Source organism: Corynebacterium camporealensis (assembly GCF_000980815.1).
GTDB classification, from domain to species: domain Bacteria; phylum Actinomycetota; class Actinomycetes; order Mycobacteriales; family Mycobacteriaceae; genus Corynebacterium; species Corynebacterium camporealense.
In genome coordinates, this window is the sequence record NZ_CP011311.1 from 1 (window position 1) to 21,657 (window position 21,657).

22 protein-coding genes and 3 tRNA genes are annotated in these 21,657 nt (G+C 57.7%); 16 read left to right on the top strand and 9 right to left on the bottom strand.

The window, feature by feature from the left end; translation table 11 throughout:
* From dnaA to UL81_RS00040, 8 genes are all read left to right on the top strand, one after another.
* Entirely contained in the window at nucleotides 1-1,635 is a 1,635-nt protein-coding gene (gene dnaA / locus UL81_RS00005; RefSeq protein WP_035106117.1) for a chromosomal replication initiator protein DnaA, read from the top strand.
* A 580-nt stretch (nucleotides 1,636-2,215) separates the two neighbouring features.
* Entirely contained in the window at nucleotides 2,216-3,400 is a 1,185-nt protein-coding gene (dnaN, locus tag UL81_RS00010; RefSeq protein WP_035106116.1) for a DNA polymerase III subunit beta, read from the top strand.
* 13 nt (nucleotides 3,401-3,413) lie between these two features.
* Nucleotides 3,414-4,592 carry a DNA replication/repair protein RecF gene (gene recF / locus UL81_RS00015; protein WP_046453114.1) on the top strand — a complete coding sequence of 393 codons (1,179 nt, stop codon included), beginning with the start codon at nucleotides 3,414-3,416 and terminating at the stop codon, nucleotides 4,590-4,592.
* Nucleotides 4,579-5,175 (top strand): DciA family protein, encoded by a 597-nt coding sequence (locus UL81_RS00020; protein ID WP_035106115.1) that lies wholly within the window; start codon nucleotides 4,579-4,581, stop codon nucleotides 5,173-5,175. The genes recF and UL81_RS00020 overlap by 14 nt, the downstream gene beginning before the upstream one ends.
* A gap of 135 nt (nucleotides 5,176-5,310) precedes the next feature.
* A complete protein-coding gene (gene gyrB, locus UL81_RS00025; protein ID WP_046453115.1) occupies nucleotides 5,311-7,383 on the top strand; it encodes a DNA topoisomerase (ATP-hydrolyzing) subunit B in 2,073 nt (690 codons plus the stop codon).
* A 190-nt stretch (nucleotides 7,384-7,573) separates the two neighbouring features.
* On the top strand, nucleotides 7,574-8,947 hold the full coding sequence (locus UL81_RS00030) for an LLM class flavin-dependent oxidoreductase (RefSeq protein ID WP_269078723.1): 1,374 nt from the start codon (nucleotides 7,574-7,576) through the stop codon (nucleotides 8,945-8,947).
* A gap of 27 nt (nucleotides 8,948-8,974) precedes the next feature.
* Nucleotides 8,975-10,165 (top strand): LLM class flavin-dependent oxidoreductase, encoded by a 1,191-nt coding sequence (locus UL81_RS00035; RefSeq protein WP_035106113.1) that lies wholly within the window; start codon nucleotides 8,975-8,977, stop codon nucleotides 10,163-10,165.
* Nucleotides 10,162-11,289: an acyl-CoA dehydrogenase family protein gene (locus UL81_RS00040; protein ID WP_046453117.1), complete on the top strand. Its 1,128-nt coding sequence runs from the start codon at nucleotides 10,162-10,164 to the stop codon at nucleotides 11,287-11,289. Before UL81_RS00035 ends, UL81_RS00040 begins: the two co-directional genes overlap by 4 nt.
* Before the next feature lie 11 nt (nucleotides 11,290-11,300).
* Here UL81_RS00040 and UL81_RS00045 read toward each other — a convergent pair whose 3' ends face one another.
* Nucleotides 11,301-12,485: an ROK family transcriptional regulator gene (locus UL81_RS00045; RefSeq protein ID WP_046453618.1), complete on the bottom strand. Its 1,185-nt coding sequence runs from the start codon at nucleotides 12,483-12,485 to the stop codon at nucleotides 11,301-11,303.
* A 281-nt stretch (nucleotides 12,486-12,766) separates the two neighbouring features.
* On the opposite strand from UL81_RS00045, the gene UL81_RS00050 reads away from it, so the two are divergent.
* A complete protein-coding gene (locus tag UL81_RS00050; protein WP_046453118.1) occupies nucleotides 12,767-13,255 on the top strand; it encodes a flavin reductase family protein in 489 nt (162 codons plus the stop codon).
* Here the strand turns inward: UL81_RS00050 and UL81_RS00055 are convergent.
* From UL81_RS00055 to UL81_RS00070, 4 genes are all read right to left on the bottom strand, one after another.
* Nucleotides 13,252-13,941 (bottom strand): nitroreductase, encoded by a 690-nt coding sequence (locus tag UL81_RS00055; protein WP_082099122.1) that lies wholly within the window; start codon nucleotides 13,939-13,941, stop codon nucleotides 13,252-13,254. The two genes, UL81_RS00050 and UL81_RS00055, sit on opposite strands and share 4 nt — an antisense overlap.
* Before the next feature lie 20 nt (nucleotides 13,942-13,961).
* The gene (locus tag UL81_RS00060) at nucleotides 13,962-14,399 is read right to left on the bottom strand and encodes a DUF6918 family protein (RefSeq protein ID WP_035106112.1); all 438 of its coding nucleotides are present in this window, start codon (nucleotides 14,397-14,399) and stop codon (nucleotides 13,962-13,964) included.
* A 20-nt stretch (nucleotides 14,400-14,419) separates the two neighbouring features.
* The gene (locus UL81_RS00065) at nucleotides 14,420-14,629 is read right to left on the bottom strand and encodes a hypothetical protein (RefSeq protein ID WP_035106111.1); all 210 of its coding nucleotides are present in this window, start codon (nucleotides 14,627-14,629) and stop codon (nucleotides 14,420-14,422) included.
* A 444-nt stretch (nucleotides 14,630-15,073) separates the two neighbouring features.
* Nucleotides 15,074-15,286, bottom strand: a complete 213-nt coding sequence (locus tag UL81_RS00070; protein ID WP_035106110.1) for a hypothetical protein — start codon at nucleotides 15,284-15,286, stop codon at nucleotides 15,074-15,076.
* Between the two features lie 100 nt (nucleotides 15,287-15,386).
* Between UL81_RS00070 and gyrA the strand changes: the two genes are divergently transcribed.
* The 4 genes from gyrA (at nucleotide 15,387) to UL81_RS00090 (ending at nucleotide 18,516) form a co-directional block, all read left to right on the top strand.
* Nucleotides 15,387-17,942 (top strand): DNA gyrase subunit A, encoded by a 2,556-nt coding sequence (gene gyrA, locus UL81_RS00075; protein ID WP_035106109.1) that lies wholly within the window; start codon nucleotides 15,387-15,389, stop codon nucleotides 17,940-17,942.
* A gap of 3 nt (nucleotides 17,943-17,945) precedes the next feature.
* A complete protein-coding gene (locus UL81_RS00080; protein WP_035106108.1) occupies nucleotides 17,946-18,287 on the top strand; it encodes a DUF3566 domain-containing protein in 342 nt (113 codons plus the stop codon).
* A gap of 70 nt (nucleotides 18,288-18,357) precedes the next feature.
* Nucleotides 18,358-18,434 (top strand) — tRNA-Ile (locus tag UL81_RS00085).
* 9 nt (nucleotides 18,435-18,443) lie between these two features.
* Nucleotides 18,444-18,516: transfer RNA gene (locus UL81_RS00090), tRNA-Ala, on the top strand.
* Between the two features lie 81 nt (nucleotides 18,517-18,597).
* On the opposite strand, the gene UL81_RS11875 is transcribed toward UL81_RS00090, so the two are convergent.
* Both UL81_RS11875 and UL81_RS00095 read right to left on the bottom strand, forming a co-directional pair.
* A complete protein-coding gene (locus UL81_RS11875; protein WP_201774403.1) occupies nucleotides 18,598-18,774 on the bottom strand; it encodes an antitoxin VbhA family protein in 177 nt (58 codons plus the stop codon).
* Complete coding sequence (locus UL81_RS00095; RefSeq protein ID WP_035106107.1) at nucleotides 18,767-18,961, bottom strand: hypothetical protein; 195 nt, start codon at nucleotides 18,959-18,961, stop codon at nucleotides 18,767-18,769. The genes UL81_RS11875 and UL81_RS00095 overlap by 8 nt, the downstream gene beginning before the upstream one ends.
* Nucleotides 18,962-19,072: 111 nt before the next feature.
* Between UL81_RS00095 and UL81_RS00100 the strand changes: the two genes are divergently transcribed.
* A complete protein-coding gene (locus UL81_RS00100; RefSeq protein ID WP_035106106.1) occupies nucleotides 19,073-19,555 on the top strand; it encodes a MarR family winged helix-turn-helix transcriptional regulator in 483 nt (160 codons plus the stop codon).
* On the opposite strand, the gene UL81_RS00105 is transcribed toward UL81_RS00100, so the two are convergent.
* A complete protein-coding gene (locus tag UL81_RS00105) occupies nucleotides 19,552-20,103 on the bottom strand; it encodes a DNA-3-methyladenine glycosylase (RefSeq protein WP_035106105.1) in 552 nt (183 codons plus the stop codon). The genes UL81_RS00100 and UL81_RS00105 overlap by 4 nt on opposite strands.
* Nucleotides 20,104-20,169: 66 nt before the next feature.
* On the opposite strand from UL81_RS00105, the gene UL81_RS00110 reads away from it, so the two are divergent.
* A tRNA-Ala gene (locus UL81_RS00110) sits at nucleotides 20,170-20,242 on the top strand.
* Nucleotides 20,243-20,312: 70 nt separating this feature from the next.
* Here UL81_RS00110 and UL81_RS00115 read toward each other — a convergent pair.
* Complete coding sequence (locus tag UL81_RS00115) at nucleotides 20,313-20,798, bottom strand: GNAT family N-acetyltransferase (protein ID WP_035106104.1); 486 nt, start codon at nucleotides 20,796-20,798, stop codon at nucleotides 20,313-20,315.
* A 239-nt stretch (nucleotides 20,799-21,037) separates the two neighbouring features.
* On the opposite strand from UL81_RS00115, the gene UL81_RS00120 reads away from it, so the two are divergent.
* Nucleotides 21,038-21,604, top strand: a complete 567-nt coding sequence (locus UL81_RS00120) for a Crp/Fnr family transcriptional regulator (protein WP_321114035.1) — start codon at nucleotides 21,038-21,040, stop codon at nucleotides 21,602-21,604.
* Nucleotides 21,605-21,657: the final 53 nt, after the last annotated feature.

Below are 21,657 nucleotides of genomic sequence, written 5' to 3' on the forward strand. Positions count from 1 at the left end.
GTGACCGAACAGCAAGATCAGATCAACGAGAACTGGCGCGCCATCGTCTCGAACCTGCTCAACAAATCTGAGCAGCGTGATTCCGACGTACCCAGCTTCACCCATACCCAGCGTCTGTACCTGCAATTAGTCCGCCCCATCATGTTGATGGATGGCTATGCATTGCTGGCCGCACCCGACGAGGGCGCCAAGCGGGTAGTGGAAGAAGAACTCGGACCACACATTTCCAAAGCGCTGACCGAATACATGGGTCGCCCTTGCTCGCTGGCGGTCACCTTGGCCACCCCGGAACAACCCACGGCTACCGATCCCACGCCTGCGTCCAACCCGACTCCAACTGAACAACAGGCACCTGCTCAGCAATCGCCGGCACAGCACCAGCGCCCGCAACAGGTCGATGCCTACTCGATGTCACAGAACGCTGCACCACAACAGCCTCCCCAACAAGATCAGGCTGCAACGTCTGATGGCTGGACCCGCTCGCATGCCCCGGCCAGCCTGGATGGGCTCGCGGATCACTACAACCGCCAGCAATCCCAGTCGCAGTCTTCCTATGGCCAGCGCATCCCGCGCGAGGAACCAGCACACGATCCGAATTTGGAAAAGTCGCTGAACCCGAAGCACACCTTCGACAGCTTCGTCATTGGTTCTTCCAACCGCTTCGCCAACGGTGCTGCTGTTGCTGTGGCCGAGAGTCCTGCTCGTGCCTACAACCCTCTGTTTATTTGGGGTGGATCTGGCCTGGGCAAAACGCACCTTTTGCATGCCGCAGGCAACTACGCCCAGGTCCTGCACCCGGGTCTGCGCGTGAAGTATGTGTCCTCGGAAGAGTTCACCAACGACTACATCAATTCGCTTCGCGATGACCGCCAGGAATCCTTCAAGCGTCGCTACCGCAACCTCGACATTCTTATGGTTGACGACATCCAGTTCTTGGAGGGCAAAGAGTCCACGCAGGAAGAGTTCTTCCACACCTTCAATGCACTGCACCAGGCCAATAAGCAGATCATTTTGTCCTCGGACCGTCCTCCGAAGCAGCTCACCACGCTGGAAGATCGCCTGCGTACCCGCTTCGAAGGTGGTCTGATTACTGATATTCAGCCGCCAGACCTAGAAACCCGCATCGCCATTTTGATGAAGAAGGCCTCTGCGGATAACACCGTGGTCGACCGCGCGGTGCTGGAACTGATTGCTTCGCGCTTTGAGTCCTCCATTCGTGAGCTCGAAGGCGCACTGATCCGTGTCTCGGCCTATTCTTCTTTGGTCAACGAACCGATCAACCTGGAAATGGCAGAAATCGCATTGCGTGATCTCGCCCCGGATAGTGCCGATAAGCAGATCACCGCAGCAGCCATCATGGATGTCACCGCTGACTACTTCGACATCGACGTCGCCACCCTGCGCGGTGCCGGCAAGAAACGCGCGGTTGCTCATGCCCGCCAGCTGGCGATGTACCTCTGCCGCGAACTGACCGAACTCTCCCTACCAAAGATTGGTGCGGAGTTCGGCGGCAAGGACCACACCACGGTCATCTATGCCGATCGCAAGATCCGCAAGGAAATGACAGAAAACCGCACGACTTACGACGAGATTCAAGCGCTTACCCAACGGGTCAAGAACCACACGCGTAACTAAGCGCTTACTCACACTCCACTACTGGGGCAGTCCTTCACTAAGAAGGCTGCCCCAGTAGTCGTTTTCGTATCTTTAACAGGCACAACACCCACTCCACACTTATCCACAAAGAATTTCACAGCTGTGTAATTTCACTGTTGTAATTTGTAGATCTTGATCACAAAATGGAATTCCACAGATCATTTCTGCTGCTCAAAACCCTGTGGGATCTGCTGTGATCGGATCAGCGGTGTTCTGTGGATAGATTGTGGATAAAACGATGACCTTGTTGGTTGCTCACAAAAATTGTCATTTACTCACATCCACCCCACATGTGATCCCACAGCGCCGCCACGCGTCACGAGCTTGGGATTTACCTGGTTACTCACAGGTTCCACAGCGCTTATTACTACCACTAGATAATCTCTTTTGATCTCTAAGAAGAAAAAGAATGTGTGTAATTCTCTGCACCGCTCTCGCGCGGCTTCTAAATGACAAGACTTAGAGCAGATGGAGTGAGGTGTTGCTGTCGCAGCGATGCGGTAAGTTGGTAACGGTTAAGCACAAAAGATTTGTCGTTCGGCAAGGAGCATCAAGCACCATGGATCAATCTGTTGCATTTCGCGTTGCCAAGGAAGACCTCGCAGGCGCCGTTTCTTGGGTAGCCCGTAGCCTTCCTTCCAAGGTGACGCAGCCGGTGCTGAAGGCCATGCTCATTACTGCCGATGACAATGGTTTGGAATTCGCAGGCTTCGACTACGAAGTATCAACCCGCGTACGCATCCCGGCCATGGTCGATGAACCAGGTCAGATCGCCGTAGCCGGCAAGCTGCTGGCAGACATCGTGGCTACTCTTCCGAACAAGGAAGTCGAAGTCACCATGAACGATGCTTCCAAAATCAAGATTGTCTGCAGCACCTCTCGCTTTGAGCTGCCGTTGATTCCTCTCGACGATTACCCGCAGCTGCCAGTACTCCCCGAGGTCACCGGCACCATTAACCCACAGCTGTTTAGCGAATCCATCTCCCAGGTCGCCGCTGCCGCAGGCAAGGATGACACCTTGCCGATGCTGACCGGTGTGCACCTGAGCATCGATGGCAAGAACGTCGAGATGACCGCCACCGACCGCTTCCGTTTGGCACGTCGCACCCTGGAATGGGAGCCAGCATCTGACGATGTTCAGGCTAAGCTCCTCGTCCCGGCAAAGACCCTGCAGGATGCAGGTCGTTCTTTGGATTCTCACCTCAACACCCCAGTCGAAATCGCAGTGGGTGCTGGCGAGAACATCGGCGCTGATGGCCTCTTCGGCCTACACGCTGAAAGCCGCGAGACCACCACGCGCATGCTCGATGCGGAATTCCCGAACGTGGCACCGCTGCTGCCGAAGAGCCACACCGCCATGGCGTCTATCGAAGTTGCACCACTGCAGGAAGCCATCCGTCGTGTGTCCCTGCTGACTGAGCGCAACGCCCAGATCCGCATGCACTTCAGTGAAGGCCAGGTCGTCCTGGCTGCTGGTGCGGAATCCGGTAACGCACACGAGACCATTCCTTGTGCTTTCAGCGGCCGCGACGAGTTCCTCATCGCCTTCAACCCGGGCTACCTCAAGGACGGCCTCGGCGTCGTACACACCGACCGCGTCGTCTTCGGCTTCACCGAGCCATCCCGTCCAGCAATTATGATTCCGGAACCAGAAGAACTGCCCGAGGCAGACGAGGAAGGCAACTTCCCAACCCCGGATACCGACTTCACCTACCTGTTGATGCCGGTTCGCCTGCCGGGCTAAGCTGGCATTTCCTATGTACGTTCGCGATCTGGATATCCGGGATTATCGCTCGTGGTCTAACCTGCACATCGAGCTTGCTCCCGGAATCAGCCTTTTCGTCGGACGGAACGGTTACGGCAAAACCAACATCGTCGAAGCCGTCGGCTATGCCGCACACCTGTCTTCCCACCGCGTCAATCAAGACGCCCCATTGGTGCGCCAAGGTGCTAAAAACGCACGCATCTCCCTAACCGCGGTCAACCAGGGCCGGGAACTGACCGCGCACCTGCTCATCAAACCGCACGGTGCCAACCAGGCACAGATCAACCGCACACGCTTGAAGTCCACCCGTGAGATCCTCGGCGTGGTCAAGACCGTGTTGTTCTCCCCTGAAGACCTAGCCCTCGTGCGCGGCGAACCAGCTGAGCGGCGTGCTTACCTCGACCACATCATTGCCTCGCGCACCCCGCGCTTGGCCGGTGTGAAGGCCGATTACGACAAGGTGCTGCGCCAGCGCAACGCACTGCTGAAGTCTGCATCGGCAGCTTTGCGACGCGGCTACGGCGACTCCGATGGCCAATCCGCCCTGGCCACCCTTGATGTCTGGGATCAGCAGCTCGCCAACCTCGGTGCACAGGTCATCCAGGGGCGCCTGGAGCTTCTCGATGAACTCGGCCCACTCATTGCCGAGTCCTATGCCAGCCTCGCACCGGAATCGCGTCCTGCGCACGTGGAGTACAAGTCCACCGTGGATGTCACTGATCGATCCGTCATCGAAGCGATGCTGCTCACCGAACTGGCGGCCAAGCGCAACCGCGAAATTGAACGCGGCATCTCTTTGGTCGGTCCACACCGCGACGACCTGATCCTCAATCTGGGCCCTCAACCGGCCAAAGGCTTCGCCAGCCACGGTGAGACCTGGTCTTATGCCATCTCGCTGCGCTTCGCGGAATTTCAAATCCTGCGTCAGGACGGCTCCGATCCGATTTTGATTCTCGACGACGTCTTCGCTGAACTCGACGCCAAGCGTCGCACCAAGCTCGTTGCCCTAGCTACCCAAGCTGAACAGGTTCTCATCACCGCAGCTGTCGATGGCGACCTGCCCGACAACCTCGAGCCCAGCGTCCGCTTCGAAGTTACCGTCCGCGACGACGAAGAAGGCCGCATTTCTGAAATTATGCAGGTAAGCCCCACCGGTGATGACGATGAGTGACCTCGTCAGCCAGGTCTTCGAGCGTGCGCGAGAGCTTTCCCCAAACCCACCAAAGCTGGTGGGTAAACCACGTCGCTTCAGCATGGCGCCGAAACCAGTCGAGCCTGCAGAAGAGAACAAAGAACAAGAAGCCGACAGCGTCAACGATGATGCTGCCGTCCTGAGTTATCTCACTGGTCCACGAGGTGGAAAGCCCACGGGGCCGGATGGGCGCAAGCAGCGGCGCAGTATTGATATTCCCAGCTTGGGCCAGCAGATTCGCAAAGAGATTGGGCAGCGTGGCTGGGAGCATGAGCTCGCGCACGGCTGGATCATGGGCAACTGGGACAACCTGGTTGGTGAGGCCATTGCGGCGCATACCAAGCCGGAAAAGATCAAAGACCAGGTGGTGTATGTGTCCTGCGCAAACTCCAACTGGGCGACGCAGCTGCGCTATCTGCAAAGGCAGATTTTAAAGAAGATTGCTGATCGGTTGGGGCCTGATGTCATCGTCAAGCTGCAGATCAATGGACCCAAGCAGCACCGTAACTACACTGGCCGACAGTGGGTTAAACCCCAAGGTTCTCAAGACACCTACGGATAATTGGTCTTGCCTTAAAGCTTAAAAAGCCCCGCCCTGCGCCCTCTCGCGCGTGTAGGGTGCGATCCAGTAGGGGGCCACGGTGTAGAATGGCTAGAGTCTTAAATTTAGCTCTAGCCAAAAGGAGTACACGAATCCGTGGCTGAACAACACGCATATGATGCGGGGTCAATTACGATCCTCGAAGGCCTCGAAGCTGTTCGTAAGCGTCCCGGTATGTACATCGGTTCTACCGGTTCGCGCGGCCTGCACCACCTGATTTGGGAGGTCGTCGACAACTCCGTCGATGAGGCCATGGCCGGTTACGCCTCCAAGGTGACGGTGAAGCTGCTTGCCGATGGCGGCGTGGAAGTCACCGATGACGGCCGCGGCATCCCAGTAGAAATGCACGCCTCGGGCGCACCGACCGTTCAGGTCGTTATGACCCAGCTGCACGCCGGCGGTAAGTTCGACTCCGATTCTTACGCGGTATCCGGTGGTCTGCACGGTGTGGGTATCTCCGTCGTGAACGCGCTGTCTACCCGCGTGGAAGCTGAGATCAAGCGTTCCGGTAAGCACTGGTACCAGAACTTCACCAACGCTATTCCGGAAGAACTCATCGAGGGTGACAATGCCCGTGGCACCGGTACCAAGGTGCGTTTCTGGGCTGACCCGGAAATCTTCGAGACCACCACGTATGACTACCAGACCATCGCGCGTCGTCTGCAGGAGATGGCCTTCCTGAACAAGGGCCTGACCATCGAACTTATCGATGAGCGCGTGACCAAGGAGCAGCTGGAGCTCGAAGAAATTGCTGACGCTGAGTCCGGCGAGACCCAGATGGATGCATCCTTCGATGACAAGGATGAGTCCGAGGATGCAGCTGATTCTGAGCAGGACGAGGCTGGCGACGAGGACGGCAAGTCCGAAAAGAAGCTGCAGAAGAAGATCACCTTCTACTACCCAGAAGGCCTGGTCGACTACGTCAAGCACCTGAACAAGACCAAGACCGCCATTCACCCAACCATTGTCTCCTTCGAGGCCAAGGGTGAAGACCACGAGGTCGAAATCGCACTGCAGTGGAACCAGGGCTACAAGCAGTCCGTTCACACTTTTGCGAACACCATTAATACTTACGAGGGCGGTACCCACGAAGAGGGCTTCCGTGCCGCACTGACCACCCTGATGAATCGCTATGCCAAGGAGCATCGCCTCATCAAGGAAAAGGACGGCAACCTTTCCGGTGATGACTGCCGTGAGGGCCTCGCCGCGGTTATCTCCGTCAAGGTCGGCGATCCGCAGTTCGAGGGTCAGACCAAGACCAAGCTGGGCAACTCTGAAATTAAGGGCTTCGTCCAGCGTGCCGTCAACGAGCACGTCAATGACTGGTTCGACGCCAATCCGGCTGAGGCCAAGGCGATCATCAACAAGGCAGTCTCTTCCGCCCACGCTCGCATGGCAGCGCGCAAGGCTCGCGAGATGGTCCGTCGTAAGTCCGCGACTGACCTGGGCGGTCTGCCCGGTAAGCTCGCCGATTGCCGTTCCAAGGACCCGAGCAAGTCTGAGCTTTACATCGTGGAGGGTGACTCCGCAGGTGGTTCCGCCAAGGCTGGTCGTGACTCGATGTTCCAGGCCATCCTGCCGCTGCGCGGCAAGATCCTGAACGTCGAAAAGGCCCGCATGGACAAGGTGCTCAAGAACAACGAGGTCCAGGCCATCATCACCGCTCTGGGTACTGGTATCCACGAAGAATTCGACATCGAAAAGCTGCGCTACGACAAGATCGTGCTCATGGCCGACGCCGACGTCGACGGTCAGCACATCGCCACGCTGCTGTTGACCCTGCTCTTCCGCTTCATGCCGCAGCTGGTCGAGGAAGGCCACGTCTACCTGGCAAATCCGCCGCTCTACAAGCTGAAGTGGAGCAAGGGCGAGCCAGGCTACGCCTTCTCCGATGCCGAGCGCGACAAGCTGCTTGCCGAGGGCCTGGAAGCCAACCGCAAGATCAACAAGGACGACGGTGTTCAGCGCTACAAGGGTCTGGGCGAGATGAACGCCTCCGAGCTCTGGGAGACCACCCTGGATCCGGAAACCCGCGTTCTGCGTCGCGTCGACCTGGAAGATGCTCAGCGCGCTGACGAGCTCTTCTCCATCCTTATGGGCGATGACGTTGCGGCCCGCCGCTCGTTTATTACCCGTCGCGCCAAGGACGTGCGCTTCCTGGATATCTAATCCAGTTTCGTCCCTGCGGCCGTTCCATCATTGCTGGTGGGCGGCCGTTTTTGCGCGCATAGACTAATCGGTCTATAAATCACGCCCGGATATTTCATTCGGGATGAATTCTACGCTCGCAAAGTTCTAAAACCCTCCTTAACGTGTAGCTATACAACAGACAAAGCGTTCTACATTTAAGGAGATTGTCGTGCCTCAATCGCAGCGCGAAATCCGTTTTAATGCCTTCGACATGAACTGCGTGGTTCACCAATCACCGGGTTTGTGGCGCCACCCGGCCGATCGAGCACGCGAGTACAACACCTTGGATTACTGGGTGGACTTGGCGCAGTTGCTGGAGCGGGGGCTTTTCGATGGCCTCTTCATCGCCGATGTACTTGGAACCTATGACATCTACGGCTCATCCAATGAAGCCGCCTTGCGTGCTGGTGCCCAGGTCCCCGTCAACGATCCTTCGCTCATCGTGCCGGCCATGGCACACGCGACCAAGCACCTTGGATTCGGTGTCACCGCTGGAACTGCGTATGAACATCCGTATCCCTTTGCGCGTCGTCTAGCAACGCTCGACCACCTGACCAACGGGCGTGTGGGCTGGAACGTCGTGACTGGTTACCTGCCTTCTGCCGCACAGAACATGGGCAACAAGGACCAGCTCCCACACGATGAGCGCTACGACCGCGCCGATGAATACCTCGAAGTCGTCTACAAGCTACTCGAAGGCTCCTGGGAAGACGATGCAGTGCTTAACGATGCCGAATCCGGCACCTTCGTCGACCCGGACAAAGTCCATCCCATCAACCATCACGGCACCTACTTCGACGTGCCCGGCATCGCGATTACCGAACCTAGCACCCAGCGCACCCCGGTTATCTACCAAGCCGGTGCCTCCCCGCGTGGTACTAAGTTCGCTGGTCAGCATGCCGAAGCAGTCTTCATCAAGGCCGACAACCTCGACGGCGTCAAAGACACCGTCAGCCGCATCCGTGAGGCTGCCGAAGCCGCCGGACGTCCGCGCGATGCCATCAAGATCTTCACGATGCAGACGATTATCACCGGCAAGACTCACAAGGAAGCCGAAGAGAAATTCGCGGAATTCTCCCGCTACATCGACCCGGTCGGTGGCCTGACTCTCATGTCTGGCTGGACCGGTACTGACCTATCCGTCTACGGCCTGGACGAACCGATCACCAACATCGAGTCCAACGCCATCCAATCCACTGCCGCCATGATCAGCAAAGGCACTGCTGAAGGAGCCTGGACTGTGGAAACCCTTGGCCACGCCACCGGCATTGGTGGATTCGGTCCAGTCGTTGTCGGCTCCGGTGAAGAAGTCGCCGACGAACTCATCCGCTTCCAAGACGAAGGCGACGTCGACGGCTTCAATCTTGCCTACGCGATTACACCCGGCACCTTTGAGGACATCGTCGACTACGTCGTTCCCGAACTACAAAAGCGTGGCCGCTACAAGACCAGCTACACCGACGGCTCCCTACGCCACAAGCTTCACGGCCATGGCGATCGCCTGCCCGATACTCATATCGGCGCCTCTTTCCGACAGCACTAAACCCCACGACAACGAAAGAAACACATTATGAACAGCATCAAAGACAACAACGTCGTCCTGCATTGGTTCCTGCCCACCTATGGTGATTCCCGTGGCATTATGTCGGGCGGTCACGGTTCCGGCCAGCACCGGGGCGAGCGCGAAGTCACCTTCGATTACCTCGTCCAACTCGCCAAAGCCGCTGAACACAATGGCTTCGAATCCGTCCTTACCCCAACCGGCCAGTGGTGCGAGGACGCCTGGCTGTCCACCGCTGCGCTCATCGGTGCAACTTCCCGCCTGAAGTTCCTCGTCGCCCTGCGACCAGGCCTGATTAGTCCGACCATCATTGCCCAGCTGATTAAGACCTTCCAGGATCTTTCCGGCGGACGCCTGGCCGTCAACGTGGTGGTCGGCGGTGAGGATCACGAACAGCGCTCCTACGGTGACCACACCACCAAAGAAGAACGCTACCGTCGCTCCGATGAGGTTCTGCAGGTCGTTGACCACCTGTTGCGCAACCCTGAACCCATCGATTTCGCCGGCGATCACATCAATGTTGAAGGCGCTGCCTTACGCGGCCAGCCCGAGGTCGTCCCATCCGTCTACTTCGGCGGTTCTTCACCCGTCGGCATTGAGGTCGCCTCCCGCCGCAGCGATGTCTACCTGACCTGGGGCGAACCCGTTGAACCAGCCAAGGAAAAGATTGAGAAGGTTAAAGCAGCCGCCGAGAAGGAAGGCCGCGAACTCGAGTACGGCATCCGCCTCCACGTCATCGCCCGCGAGACCCCGGAGCTGGCCTGGGCAGAAGCACAAAGGCTTATCGATGCCCTCGACCCCAACACCGTCCGCAGTATCCAAGAAGGCCTGGCTCGTTCCCAATCTGAAGGTCAGCGTCGCATGACCGATCTCCACAATCAGGGTGCCGGTTTCAGCAAGGGCGTCGACGCCCACGAATTCGAAATCGCACCCAACCTGTGGGCCGGCGTCGGCCTCGTCCGCGGTGGTGCCGGTACCGCACTCGTTGGCTCTTATGAAGAAGTCGCCCAACGCATCACCGACTACCGCGAGGCTGGATTTAAGCACTTCATCCTGTCCGGATACCCACACCTCGAGGAGGCCTTCGAAGTCGGCGAAGGCGTCGTTCCACAACTACAGAAGCTCGGAATCGAGGTGAAAAACCACGAAGAGACAAAGAAGAGCTCTACGGGCACCACTCCCTTCGTGGCAAGCCGATGAGCAACCTCGTCCACATCGCGCAGCAGCTAGCTAACACCGTCGAAAAAACTGCCGTTGTTAAAGATAGTGCTGGTCACCACCTCACTGAGGAAGTAGAAAAGCTTAAAAAATCCGGCATTCTCGCTGCCGTAGTGCTGCAACGACTCGGCGGTCCCGAGACCCAGCCCACCGACATTGCAGAGATTTTCCGCCTGCTCGGCACCGCCGATGGTTCCTTCGCGCAGATTCCCCAGAGCCACTTCGTGTTCAGCCGCTGGCTTTTTAGCGGCGAGAAACCCGACGAAGAGGACAAGTGGGCACAACGCCTTATAGGTGGTGCGCTGATTGCCAACGCACAAGCCGAACTCGGCGAGCCCACCATTCTCCACAAAGACGGTGAACACTTTCTTCTCAAAGGCGAAAAGCGCTTCTGTACTGGGTCGATTCATGCCGACTACCTGGCAATCACTGCAAGAAAACCAGGCGACGACAACCAAACCTTGGGCATCTTTCTGCCAGTAGATTCGCCCGGTATCGAGATCATCGACGACTGGGATGGCCTCGGCCAGAAACTGAGCGGTTCCGGCACGGTGCGCCTCAACGATGTCGAGTGCACCAACTCGGACATCTACACCTTCGATGCCGCACTCCAACTGCCCACCTATGGTTCCTTCGCGCAGCTTCTGCACTTAGGCATCGACGTCGGAATTCTCGATGCAGCGCTTAACGATGCCTTCAGCCACCTCAACTCCCGCACCTGGCCCCAACCCGGTCACGACAATCCCAGCGACACCCTGACTTATCACCTCGCCGGGGAGCTGCAAGCCCAGCGCTTTGCAGCCAATGCGTCGTTAGAGAAAGCCGCCGCAGCAGTTGAGGCAGCGTGGAACGATGAAGCCTCCAACGAAGACGCTGCCCTCGCGGTTGCTGCAGCAAAAACGGTGGTCAGCAGTGCGAGTGTGGACATCGCCAGCCGCGCTTACGAACTACTCGGGACTGTTGTTGCAACCGGCAGCGATCCCTTCGTTCGCTACTGGAAGAACCTGCGCACGCATACTCTCCACGAGCGCCGCCGGGACAAGCTTGCCGCTGTCGGTCGAGCGGTCGTGACTGGTCAGCCACCTCAATTGAGCACCAAGTTCTAGTACGCAGTGTCTTAAGCCAACGGGTTATTCCACAATGGATACAGTGCGCTCATGCGTGCAGCGTTGTGGAGTACCCGATTACCGGCACGCTGAATGCGCAGCTTCGGATGCGAGCTATGCGAGCGCAGCTGACCGACGATCTCTTTGATGGAGGCTGGGTCATCGGTGAACGCTTCACCAGCAAAGACCACGGAGACTGGATCAACGAGGTCAACGGCCAAACGAATAGCGGCAGAAAGGGCAGAGGCCCTTTCAGACAGAAGATCGCGAACCTGCGGCTCGCTTCCACTGCGAGCGATGAGCTCACGGAAGCTTTCTGCCTCAATACCTAGCTGCTTTGCGGCATAAAGCACCGTCGAATTGCTCAGCGCATGGGCATGGTCGTGTTCGGATGCTGCTGCCAGAAGCTTGGAGTCTGAATCCAGCAAACCGGCGAAGTCGAAATCCGGCTTACCGCTGTGCGGGCGATGAACAGCACCATTGAACATCCACGCATGTGTGACTACTTCGCGGCCATAGATGTTCATCGTGGAATCCAGGGCAGGACCTGCAGTTTCAGTATTTAGTGGATGCGAGAGCATTTCAGTAGCTGCCATGGCAGCTACACCGGTGGAGAAGGATACGGGGTGGCCGAGGGCATCGCTAAGCAAGTGCGCTGCCGGAACTTCCTGCCAGCGGTATACGTCAGAGCTGAGCAGACCATCATCCCCAATGGGCTCGGAGAAAGCCACGCCAACGCTGTGAGGTGTGGGCAGACCCTGGCTAAGGGCCTGCATACGACCTGCGATGTAATCGAGAAAGTCTTGCGGTGTGGAGCGATGCACCGCGACGTCGAGGCTCTCCTCGCGCAGGATACGACCAGCACCATCACAAATGACCAGCACCGAATTGCGCGCGCCAATATGCACGCCCCACACCACGACGTGGCGAGCATTGAGTTCTAAGTCCTTGCTGGGACGACCAGCGCTGACACTATCGCGCACCGGGGCAGGGAGTTGTTCGACCCAGTCGGCATCGATAAGCGCATTGACCTGCCGGGTCACACTCGGCTGCGAGTAGCCCAACGACTTACGAATGCCACCTCGACTAATCGGCGCACCAGTACGAATCTGGTGCAACACCCTTGTCAATGGCGTTGCAGGCAGGCTAAAACGCAACGGGGTCGTGGTGGTGTGGTGCTGTGTGACGGTGGTCATGCCCAAATAGTAGACCGAGAAGTCTATAGCGTCGTGTGCCATGCACAAGTCGACAGTCTGGAACATCGATTAGGGCCTTAAATACCCTGTTCAAGGTGTAAAAATTCTACTTCTCACGATAGTGAGAAACGTGCATAAAAAGGCAAAATTGCAGGCAATTTTACGGGCCAATTGGACGCTAAAATTCAGTCTGTATCAATTCCTGGCGTAGATCACAGACTGCCTGGTCTACTTGGTGTCACACAAGGACAAGGCTTTAGTCGATACCAGGAGGAAACCTGATGCCTACTCAGACGAAGACTCTCGATACGTTGCAGTTGCGCTCGATTTTGGCGCATGCGCCGACTCCGTCGACGGCGGTGTCTGCGGTTGTCGATGATCAGCCAGTTGGCATGGCAGTCGGTTCCTTCGTGGGCTTAAGCTTGGAGCCGCCGCTGGTGGGCGTGAGCATCCAAAAGACCTCGTCAACCTGGTCGCTGCTGCGCACTGCGAATCAGATTGGTATTTCGGTGCTGACGGAGAATCACGCGCCGGTGGTGCGGCAGCTGGCTGGTCCGAAGGATAAGCGCTTTGCCAATATTGGTTGGCGCAAGAATGGGGAAGCGGTGCTGCTGGAAGATTCCGCGGCGCACCTGACCACGCAGCTTATTGATGAAATCGATACCGGCGACCACATCTTGGCGCTGTTGGAAGTAAAGGAAGCCGAGGAATTCATTGCGGGTCTACCGCTGGTCTTCCACGGCTCCCAAATTACGAGCGTGCGAGGCTAGTCGAGATCGAGGTCGTCGATGCCGTGGACAGTGACCATCTCAGAAAGCGGTGCACGGCCTGGTCCGACCTTGTACATGTGGTCATCCTTGTCGGCCTTGCCGAAGGCGATGCCGGTGACCATCTGGTAGTCATCGCTAAGCCCTAAGTGCTCACGCACTGCCGGGGCGACCAGGGAAGGCATACCCTGCGGGATGCCATCGTAGCCATGTGCACGCAGGGAAAGAAGGAAGTTTTCGACAAAAGTGCCCTGGTCAAAGGCGGCGCGCATGCGGTCACCGAGTGCAGGGATAAAGAGCATGGCGGCGTTAGGAGCGCCGAAGAAGCGCAGGTTCTCGCGAATGAATTCGATGCGACCTTCCTTGTCGTCGCGCTCAACACCAAGCATGCCGTACATCTTGGCGCCCAGTTCCTGCGAGCGCTTCTTGTGGACACCGTCGCCGTAATCGGTGGTGAAATCCGGGGTAGGGCCCTTGCTGTCGAATTGCTTCAGAAGGGCCTCGCTGAGCTTGGTGACTTCATCCCCGCCAAACAAGTGCACAATCCACGGCTGGGTGTTGGAGTTCGACGGTGCCGATTGGGCATCGATAAGCACTTGCTTGATGACTTCTGCCGGAACCGGATCCGGCAGGAAAGCGCGAGGGGAAAAGCGGCTGCGGATGAATTCGGAATAGGTATTAGAAGACATGCGGCCACCCTACGCCGGGTCTACATATGTCGCTGCAAGATGTTCGCGAGCTCCGGAATTTTCGGTTCTAGAATCTTCGCGGCTTTGCTACGCAGAGACTTATACGTCTTGGTCAAAGTATTGTTGTTGACCTCGTCAGCCTTGCGATCTGCGACGTTGAGAATGGAATCGGTGACGTCCTTGGAACGGGTGGATAGGAACGCGCCGAAGTCGTCGGAGCGGGAAGAATCAAATTCTTGCCAGTGCGGTTCCATCTCGTTGAGGACGTCCGGAAGCAGGGCGTTGACTGCCTTGGCGACGACATCCGACTTCACCTTCTTGGCGGTGGCAACGGCACCTTTAAGCGCCATGCCGGCGATGCCGGATTGCTCAGCGATGCTCTTTTCCGCGAAGTTGGTCAGGTCTTCAACGACCTGGGGGCGGGTACCGGATTCCAGCAGTTGGGACAGGTTAGACATAGTTTTAACTGCCGATGTCTTTACTGGATGCCCAGGCTGGCGCGCAGGTCACGAACCTGATCGGCAAGCTGTGGCTGGCCCATATCGCGCAGGATCTGCTCGACATCGACAGCCGGGCTCAGCACGGCAATGCCGGCGCCGACTGCTGCGACGGCGGCAGTGATGCCAGCAGCGACGAGGGAGACGTCTAGCACAGAAGATCCCGAAGAGGTGTTGCCGGCTTCGCCCATCTGGAAGCCGTTCTCCTCAGCCTGCTCGACGGTCCACCCAGCCGGGCCAGACGGTGCAGAGCTGGAGCTGGACTGTGCTTAAGCAGCAGGAACAACAGTCGCTGATAGGGTAGCGGCCGTAATGACGGAAGCAAGGATCTTCTTTGCGGACATATCTCTTCCTTTCACAGGGGTTACCTGGTTTAACTTACCGGAGTTCCGCGGATTGTAAATATATACGTTTACATAACCGTGCAAACTCCGCATTATGTCCGCTCAGTGCGGGAACTGCGCGCAGTACCTTTTCTAGTGCTGCGGCTGCACTCTGGGGTCCATCGTGGACCTCGATGCCATCGATACGCGCATGCGCTGCCGCACTCGCTGCCGACAATGCCGCGAAGTCAGTAATGGATACCCGATAACGCGGACAAAACTCCCGCGCGACCACCAAAAGCTGCTCCGGCGTCACGAGCGCGCCCGCCGAATCTCATCTTCCAACTGCTGCCGACCAGGTAGAAGGTCCCGGGCTAGCTGGGCCACGGCGGCATCGGAAAGCGTGCGCGACGCCGCCGCCACAATCGCCCGCACCGCCGCCTCATGCTTCGACGTCCCCGTCGCCGACGCCAACAACGTCAACGCATGGTCCTGTTCCGGGCTAAGTCTTAGAGTCATTGCCATGAACGAAATGGTATCAGCTTGGTATCAGACCTGCTACTGAATGTGCTTCAACGCGCGCTGAGCGCCTTTTTAAGGGGTTTCTAGCGTAAGATGGGCAGTTATGAGTGACCACAACGACGATCAAGTCGATCGGATTTTTCCCATTGATATCAATGAGGAGATGGAGTCGAGCTACATCGACTACGCCATGTCCGTCATTGTGGGCCGCGCGCTGCCGGATGTGCGCGATGGCCTAAAGCCCGTTCACCGTCGCATTCTCTATGCGATGTTTGACTCTGGGTACCGTCCGGAGCGCGGTTATGTGAAGTCCGCGCGTCCGGTCTCGGACACCATGGGTCAGTTCCACCCGCACGGCGACTCCGCTATTTATGACACCCTGGTGCGCTTGGCTCAGTCCTGGAACATGCGCTACCCGCTTGTCGATGGCCAAGGTAACTTCGGCTCCCGCGGCAACGACGGCCCCGCAGCAATGCGTTATACCGAGTGCCGCATGACGCCACTGGCCATGGAGATGGTCCGTGACATCCGTGAAAACACGGTGGACTTCTCCCCGAACTACGACGGTAAGACCCAAGAGCCGGATATTCTGCCGTCGCGTGTGCCGAACCTGTTGATGAATGGTTCCGGCGGTATTGCCGTTGGTATGGCCACCAACATCCCACCGCACAACTTGAATGAGCTGGCAGAGGCCATTTACTGGCTGCTGGATAATACTGAGGCTTCCGATGAAGAAGCACTCGAAGCTTGCATGGAACGCGTGAAGGGCCCGGATTTCCCGACTGCCGGCCTTATCGTCGGTGACCAGGGCATCAAGGATGCCTACACCACTGGCCGTGGTTCCATCCGCATGCGCGGTGTGACCTCCATTGAGGAGTCCGGCTCCCGTCAGACCATCGTTATTACGGAGCTGCCGTACCAGGTCAACCCGGACAACATGATCTCCAACATCGCGGAGTCCGTGGCCAACGGCAAGATCGCTGGTATTTCCAAGATTGAGGATGAGTCCTCTGACCGCGTCGGCATGCGCATCGTGGTCACTTTGAAGCGCGACGCGGTTGCTCGCGTGGTGCTCAACAACCTCTACAAGCACTCCCAGCTGCAGACTTCCTTTGGTGCGAACATGCTCTCCATTGTCGATGGTGTGCCGCGCACTCTGCGTCTGGACCAGATGCTGCGCTACTACGTGGCGCACCAGATCGAGGTCATCGTCCGCCGTACCCAGTACCGCCTGGATGAGGCCGAGAAGCGCGCACACATCCTGCGCGGCCTGGTCAAGGCTCTGGATATGCTCGACGAGGTCATCGCGCTGATCCGTCGTTCCCCAACGGTCGACGAGGCCCGCGAAGGCCTGAAGGACCTGCTGGATGTCGACAACGACCAGGCAGATGCCATCCTGGCTATGCAGCTGCGCCGTCTGGCAGCCCTGGAGCGCCAGAAGATCGTCGACGAGTTGGAAGAAATCGAGCGCGAAATCGCTGACCTGAAGGACATCCTGGCCCGCCCGGAGCGCCAGCGTCAGATTGTGCACGATGAGTTGGCTGAGATCGTCGACAAGTATGGCGACGAGCGCCGCACCCAGATTGTTGCCGCTTCTGGCGACGTCAGCGACGAAGACCTCATTGCCCGCGAAAACGTCGTGGTCACCATCACCGCCACCGGCTACGCCAAGCGCACCAAGGTCGATGCCTACAAGGCCCAGAAGCGCGGCGGCAAGGGCGTGCGTGGCGCGGAGTTGAAGCAAGATGACATAGTCAAGAACTTCTTTATCTGCTCCACTCACGACTGGATTTTGTTCTTCACCAACTTCGGTCGCGTCTACCGCCTTAAGGCCTTTGAATTGCCTGAGGCAGGTCGCGCCGCCCGTGGCCAGCACGTGGCTAACCTGCTGGAGTTCCAGCCGGAAGAAAAGATTGCTCAGGTCATCCAGATTCAGTCCTACGAGGACGCGCCATATCTGGTCCTGGCCACCCGCAATGGTCGCGTGAAGAAGTCCCGCCTGACCGACTACGAGTCCGCTCGTTCTGCCGGCCTAATTGCTATAAACCTCAACGAGGGCGATTCGCTCATCGGTGCCTGCCTGGTCGACGAAGGCGACGACATCCTTCTCACCTCTGAGCAGGGCCAAGCCATCCGCTTTACTGCTGACGATGACCAGCTGCGCCCGATGGGCCGTGCCACCGCCGGTGTGAAGGGCATGCGCTTCCGCGACGACGACCAGCTGCTGTCGATGTCCGTGGTCCACGACGGTGAGTTCTTGCTCGTGGCTACCTCGGGCGGCTACGGCAAGCGCACCGCCATCGAGGAGTACTCCCCGCAGGGCCGCGGTGGCCTGGGTGTCATGACCTTCAAGTACACCCCGAAGCGCGGCAAGCTCATCGGTGCGATTGCTGTCGACGAAACCGACGAAATCTTCGCCATCACCTCCGCCGGCGGTGTTATCCGCACCGAGGTCGGCCAGATCCGTCCGTCCTCCCGCGCCACCATGGGCGTGCGCCTGGTCAACCTCTCCGATGACGTGGAGCTGCTGGCCATCGACCGCAACGTCGAAGATGACGGCGAAGAGGAAGCTCAGGCAGTCGCCAAGGGTGAAAAGACCTTGGATGACGTCAAGCAGGAGCAACTCAAGGCCACCGACGGCGCCAAGGATGAGGAGTAAGCCATGGCACGACGCGAGCAACAACTAGCGCGCATCTCGCCGCTGTCCGCTTTCCGCTTAGGCCTAGCGATGTCCCTCGTCGGACTCGTCGCCTGGATCCTCGCCGTGTGCCTGTTGTACTTCGGTCTGGCTCAGGTGGGCATCTGGGAGTCACTTAACTCGCTCGTCTCAGGCGTGGGCGGTGCCTTCGAGTTGTCCTTCGGCGTAGTGCTGTCCGTCAGCGCCTTGATCGGTGCGATCGTGGCTGTGTTGCAGACCTTGCTCGCGCCTTTGTTGGCGGTCATTTATAACTCGATCGTCGACGTGTTTGGTGGGTTGATTATCCACCTCGAAGAGGCCGAGTAAAACCGCCCTTAACCTGGCGATTTGTCAAAACTGCGGGACGGTATGTAAAGTTACAACTCGTTCCGCACAAGGGCCTATAGCTCAGTCGGTTAGAGCGCATCGCTGATAACGATGAGGTCGCTGGTTCGATTCCAGCTAGGCCCACCACGGAACAATGGGGCATTAGCTCAATTGGTAGAGCACCTGCTTTGCAAGCAGGAGGTCAGGAGTTCGATTCTCCTATGCTCCACAAGTAAAAGGCCGACCGTCGAAAAAAATGACGGTCGGTCTTTCTGCATCTCCTACCAGTGGTTTCTTGAACTTTAGGTCTCTAGTCCTGCAGCCCGTAACGGACGCGTACCCGTTCTATGAGTTCGTCCGACTCAATGGCTCCCGCAACGTAGAGTTCAGCATCTTCCTTAGAGGCAGCAGGTACGGTGAGGCCTTCCATTTCAATGTTGTGGATAGCTTCGCGGACATGTCGGCGTCGTTCTGCTTGATCAGCCACGGCGAGTCCTTTTGTACTCTGCGATGCCCATTGCTGTTGTCGCAGCGATAGCAACGACCACGATGACGAGAGCCAGGATGCTGACCCAAGGTTCGGGGAGCTGGTAGTTCTTGTGGACAATAAACAAGGCAAGTAGTGCCAGGATTGAGCCTCCAGATAACAGTCGGTACGTGTTTAACTGCGACATGGTTTCCTTCCTTGCGTTGAGTACTTCTGTTTATATCTCAAATCTTTAATGTCTGCAGGTAGGGGAGCACCGGCTCAAACTGATTTGTGCAGCTTGCTAGGATAAATATTCATGAGCGAGAAGCAAGTATGGCTCGATCCAGAAGAGCTTGAGTCTTTTATGTCCTTGATGAGTGTGACGATTCGTCTCACGAACATCTTGGATGCGCAGCTGCGCGAGGATTCCGGTTTGAGCTTTTTCGAGTACACGGTGCTCTCCCGTCTGTCTGAGGCGGAAGATTGGCGCATGCGCATGCGTGATTTGGCGGTCACCTCGAATGGTTCGCTGTCGCGACTCAGTCAGGTGGTCTCGCGCCTGGAAAAGCACGGCTGGGTCACCCGCACCCCGGACCCCACCGATGGCCGTACGACGCTGGCACAGCTTACCGATGCCGGCTGGGACAAAGTCGTCGAAACCGCCCCCGGCCACGCAGCACAGGCCCGTCGCACGGTGATGGACAACCTAAGCCGCGAGCAAGTTCGTCAACTCACCGAGATCGACAACGAGATCATCAAAGCCATTGAAACCGACGAGCGTTTCGGCGGCCGCTACTAATTCTTCTTCGGATACCCGCGCCGTCCGGAGACGGTCTTTTCGAAGGGAATCCAAAAGCGTAATGGCGCGTCCTTATTGCGGCTAATTCCAATCCGCGGTCCAGAGACCCATTCGGGTTCTGCTGAGCGCTCCTGCAGGCGCACAGGCGTGTGATTGTCTTCGAGAGTTAGTCCCAACGCTTTGCCGAGGTTTCCCGGTCCTCGGGCCAGATTGTGGAAATCCGTCGCGCCGCGACGCTCCTGGGCGAGCTCCACACCATCGATGACCTCACCACCGCGCAGCAGACAACCTTGGCCGGTTCCTTCTGGTGCACACACGATATTGCCGTTGCGGTGAATGCCATAAGACGCATAGACATACAGGTGCCCTGGTGGACCAAACATCGCAGCATTGCGCGGCGTTGGGCCCTTGTGAGTATGCGAAGCTGGGTCCTCCGCGCCGAGATAGGCTTCCACCTCAGTCAGGCGCACACTGACCCCATGGAAGGTGAGGATGCAGCCTAGAAGTTGGGGCGCGACGACATCGGCAGGCGCTGCAAAATCAATCATTGCCCCCAGGGTAGTCATCTGGATTTTTGGTAGTTGCGGCAAACGGGTCTACACTAAAGGCCGCACGGGGCATTAGCTCAATTGGTAGAGCACCTGCTTTGCAAGCAGGAGGTCAGGAGTTCGATTCTCCTATGCTCCACAAGTAAAAGACCGACCGTCGAAAAAATGACGGTCGGTCTTTCTACATCTCCTACCAGGGATTTCTTGGGTTAGGAGAAACGCTTCACGAGCACTGGGTGCTCTTTATAGACGTCTTCTTGCTCGAAACCGAGGTGCTTGTAGAGGCGGTGTGCGCGTTCATTGGCGGGATCGACGGAAAGTGAGATGCCGGGGGCGCGCAGGGTGCGGGCGAGTTCGGTGGCGGCGTTAATGAGCGCGGTGCCGATGCCTTGGCCTTTGTAGCGTCCCTCGACTGCGAGGGCGAGTTCCGGGATGCCTTCTTCGATGTGGCCGTAGCCGCGGGCGTACTCGTTGCCCCAATTCAGCCAGACCCCGCCGGCCGGGATGCAGCCATCCCAAGCGATAAAGCCGCCCTGGTTAGGTTCCCAGGATTCGACGTAGAAGCCGTACTCTGGTTCGAACTCCTCGCTGACCTCACCGTGCTCGTCGCCGAAGGTCTCAGTCAGGAAGTTCAGGCGAGCAATATAGGTGCGGTCAGATTCTTGGGTGGCACGCAGTTCGATAGAAGTATCCATGCTGCTTATCCTAACGATGAATTACCAGAGCATTGTAGCTGGATCGGAAATGCCACTAAGCTGCAGATATGTCGAGAAACCCGGTCCGTGATGCCTGCGCACAGCCACACCATTGTTCACGTGAGGTGCGTCTTTCGGTATTGGCGAGGTCGCCTTTAACGCGAGACCTTGCACCCGAGCAGCACCGGGAACTCGATGAATACATTTCGGCGTGGTCCTGGGGTGTAGGTGAAGCGATCATGTTCGCAGGCGATGTCATTGACGGCACGTATCTGGTCGCAGCAGGAAGAGCGCGAATTACCAGGCCGACTGCAGAAGGTAGGGAAGCGACCCTTGATATCGCAGTACCCGGCGACATCTTAGGGCCGGTGAGTACTAGTCCGGTGGAAGCAACGACGTCCTGCTGGGCAATGGAGACTACTTGTGCTCTTTATTTGCCAGCAGCTGACCTTGCTCAGGTGGTCGACAACTATCCTTCACTTGCTCTGGCAATCATGCGTTTCCAACAACAACGCCTGGATCGCGGATTCGTCCAGGATTCAGTCCGCATGGACGCCACGGTGGAACAGAGGGTGGCTGAGGTCTTGCAGTACCTCGCTGACAAGCTAGGGGAGACCAGACCTGACGGAAGTCTGCTGCTGCAGGCTCGTCTCAACCGAGACGACATCGCCGGAATGGCGGGAACGACACTGGAATCTGCTTCCCGAGTGCTGGGTCGATTCAAGCGCGCCGGGCTGATTGATTCCGGACGACAGTGGATATCCGTGCAGGACAGAGGCGCTTTAGAAGAACTTTCTGCTCTTTGATCTGGATCAAGGAAGCAATCTCTTCTCCTTCTTAATGTCAAAGGTGACAACAG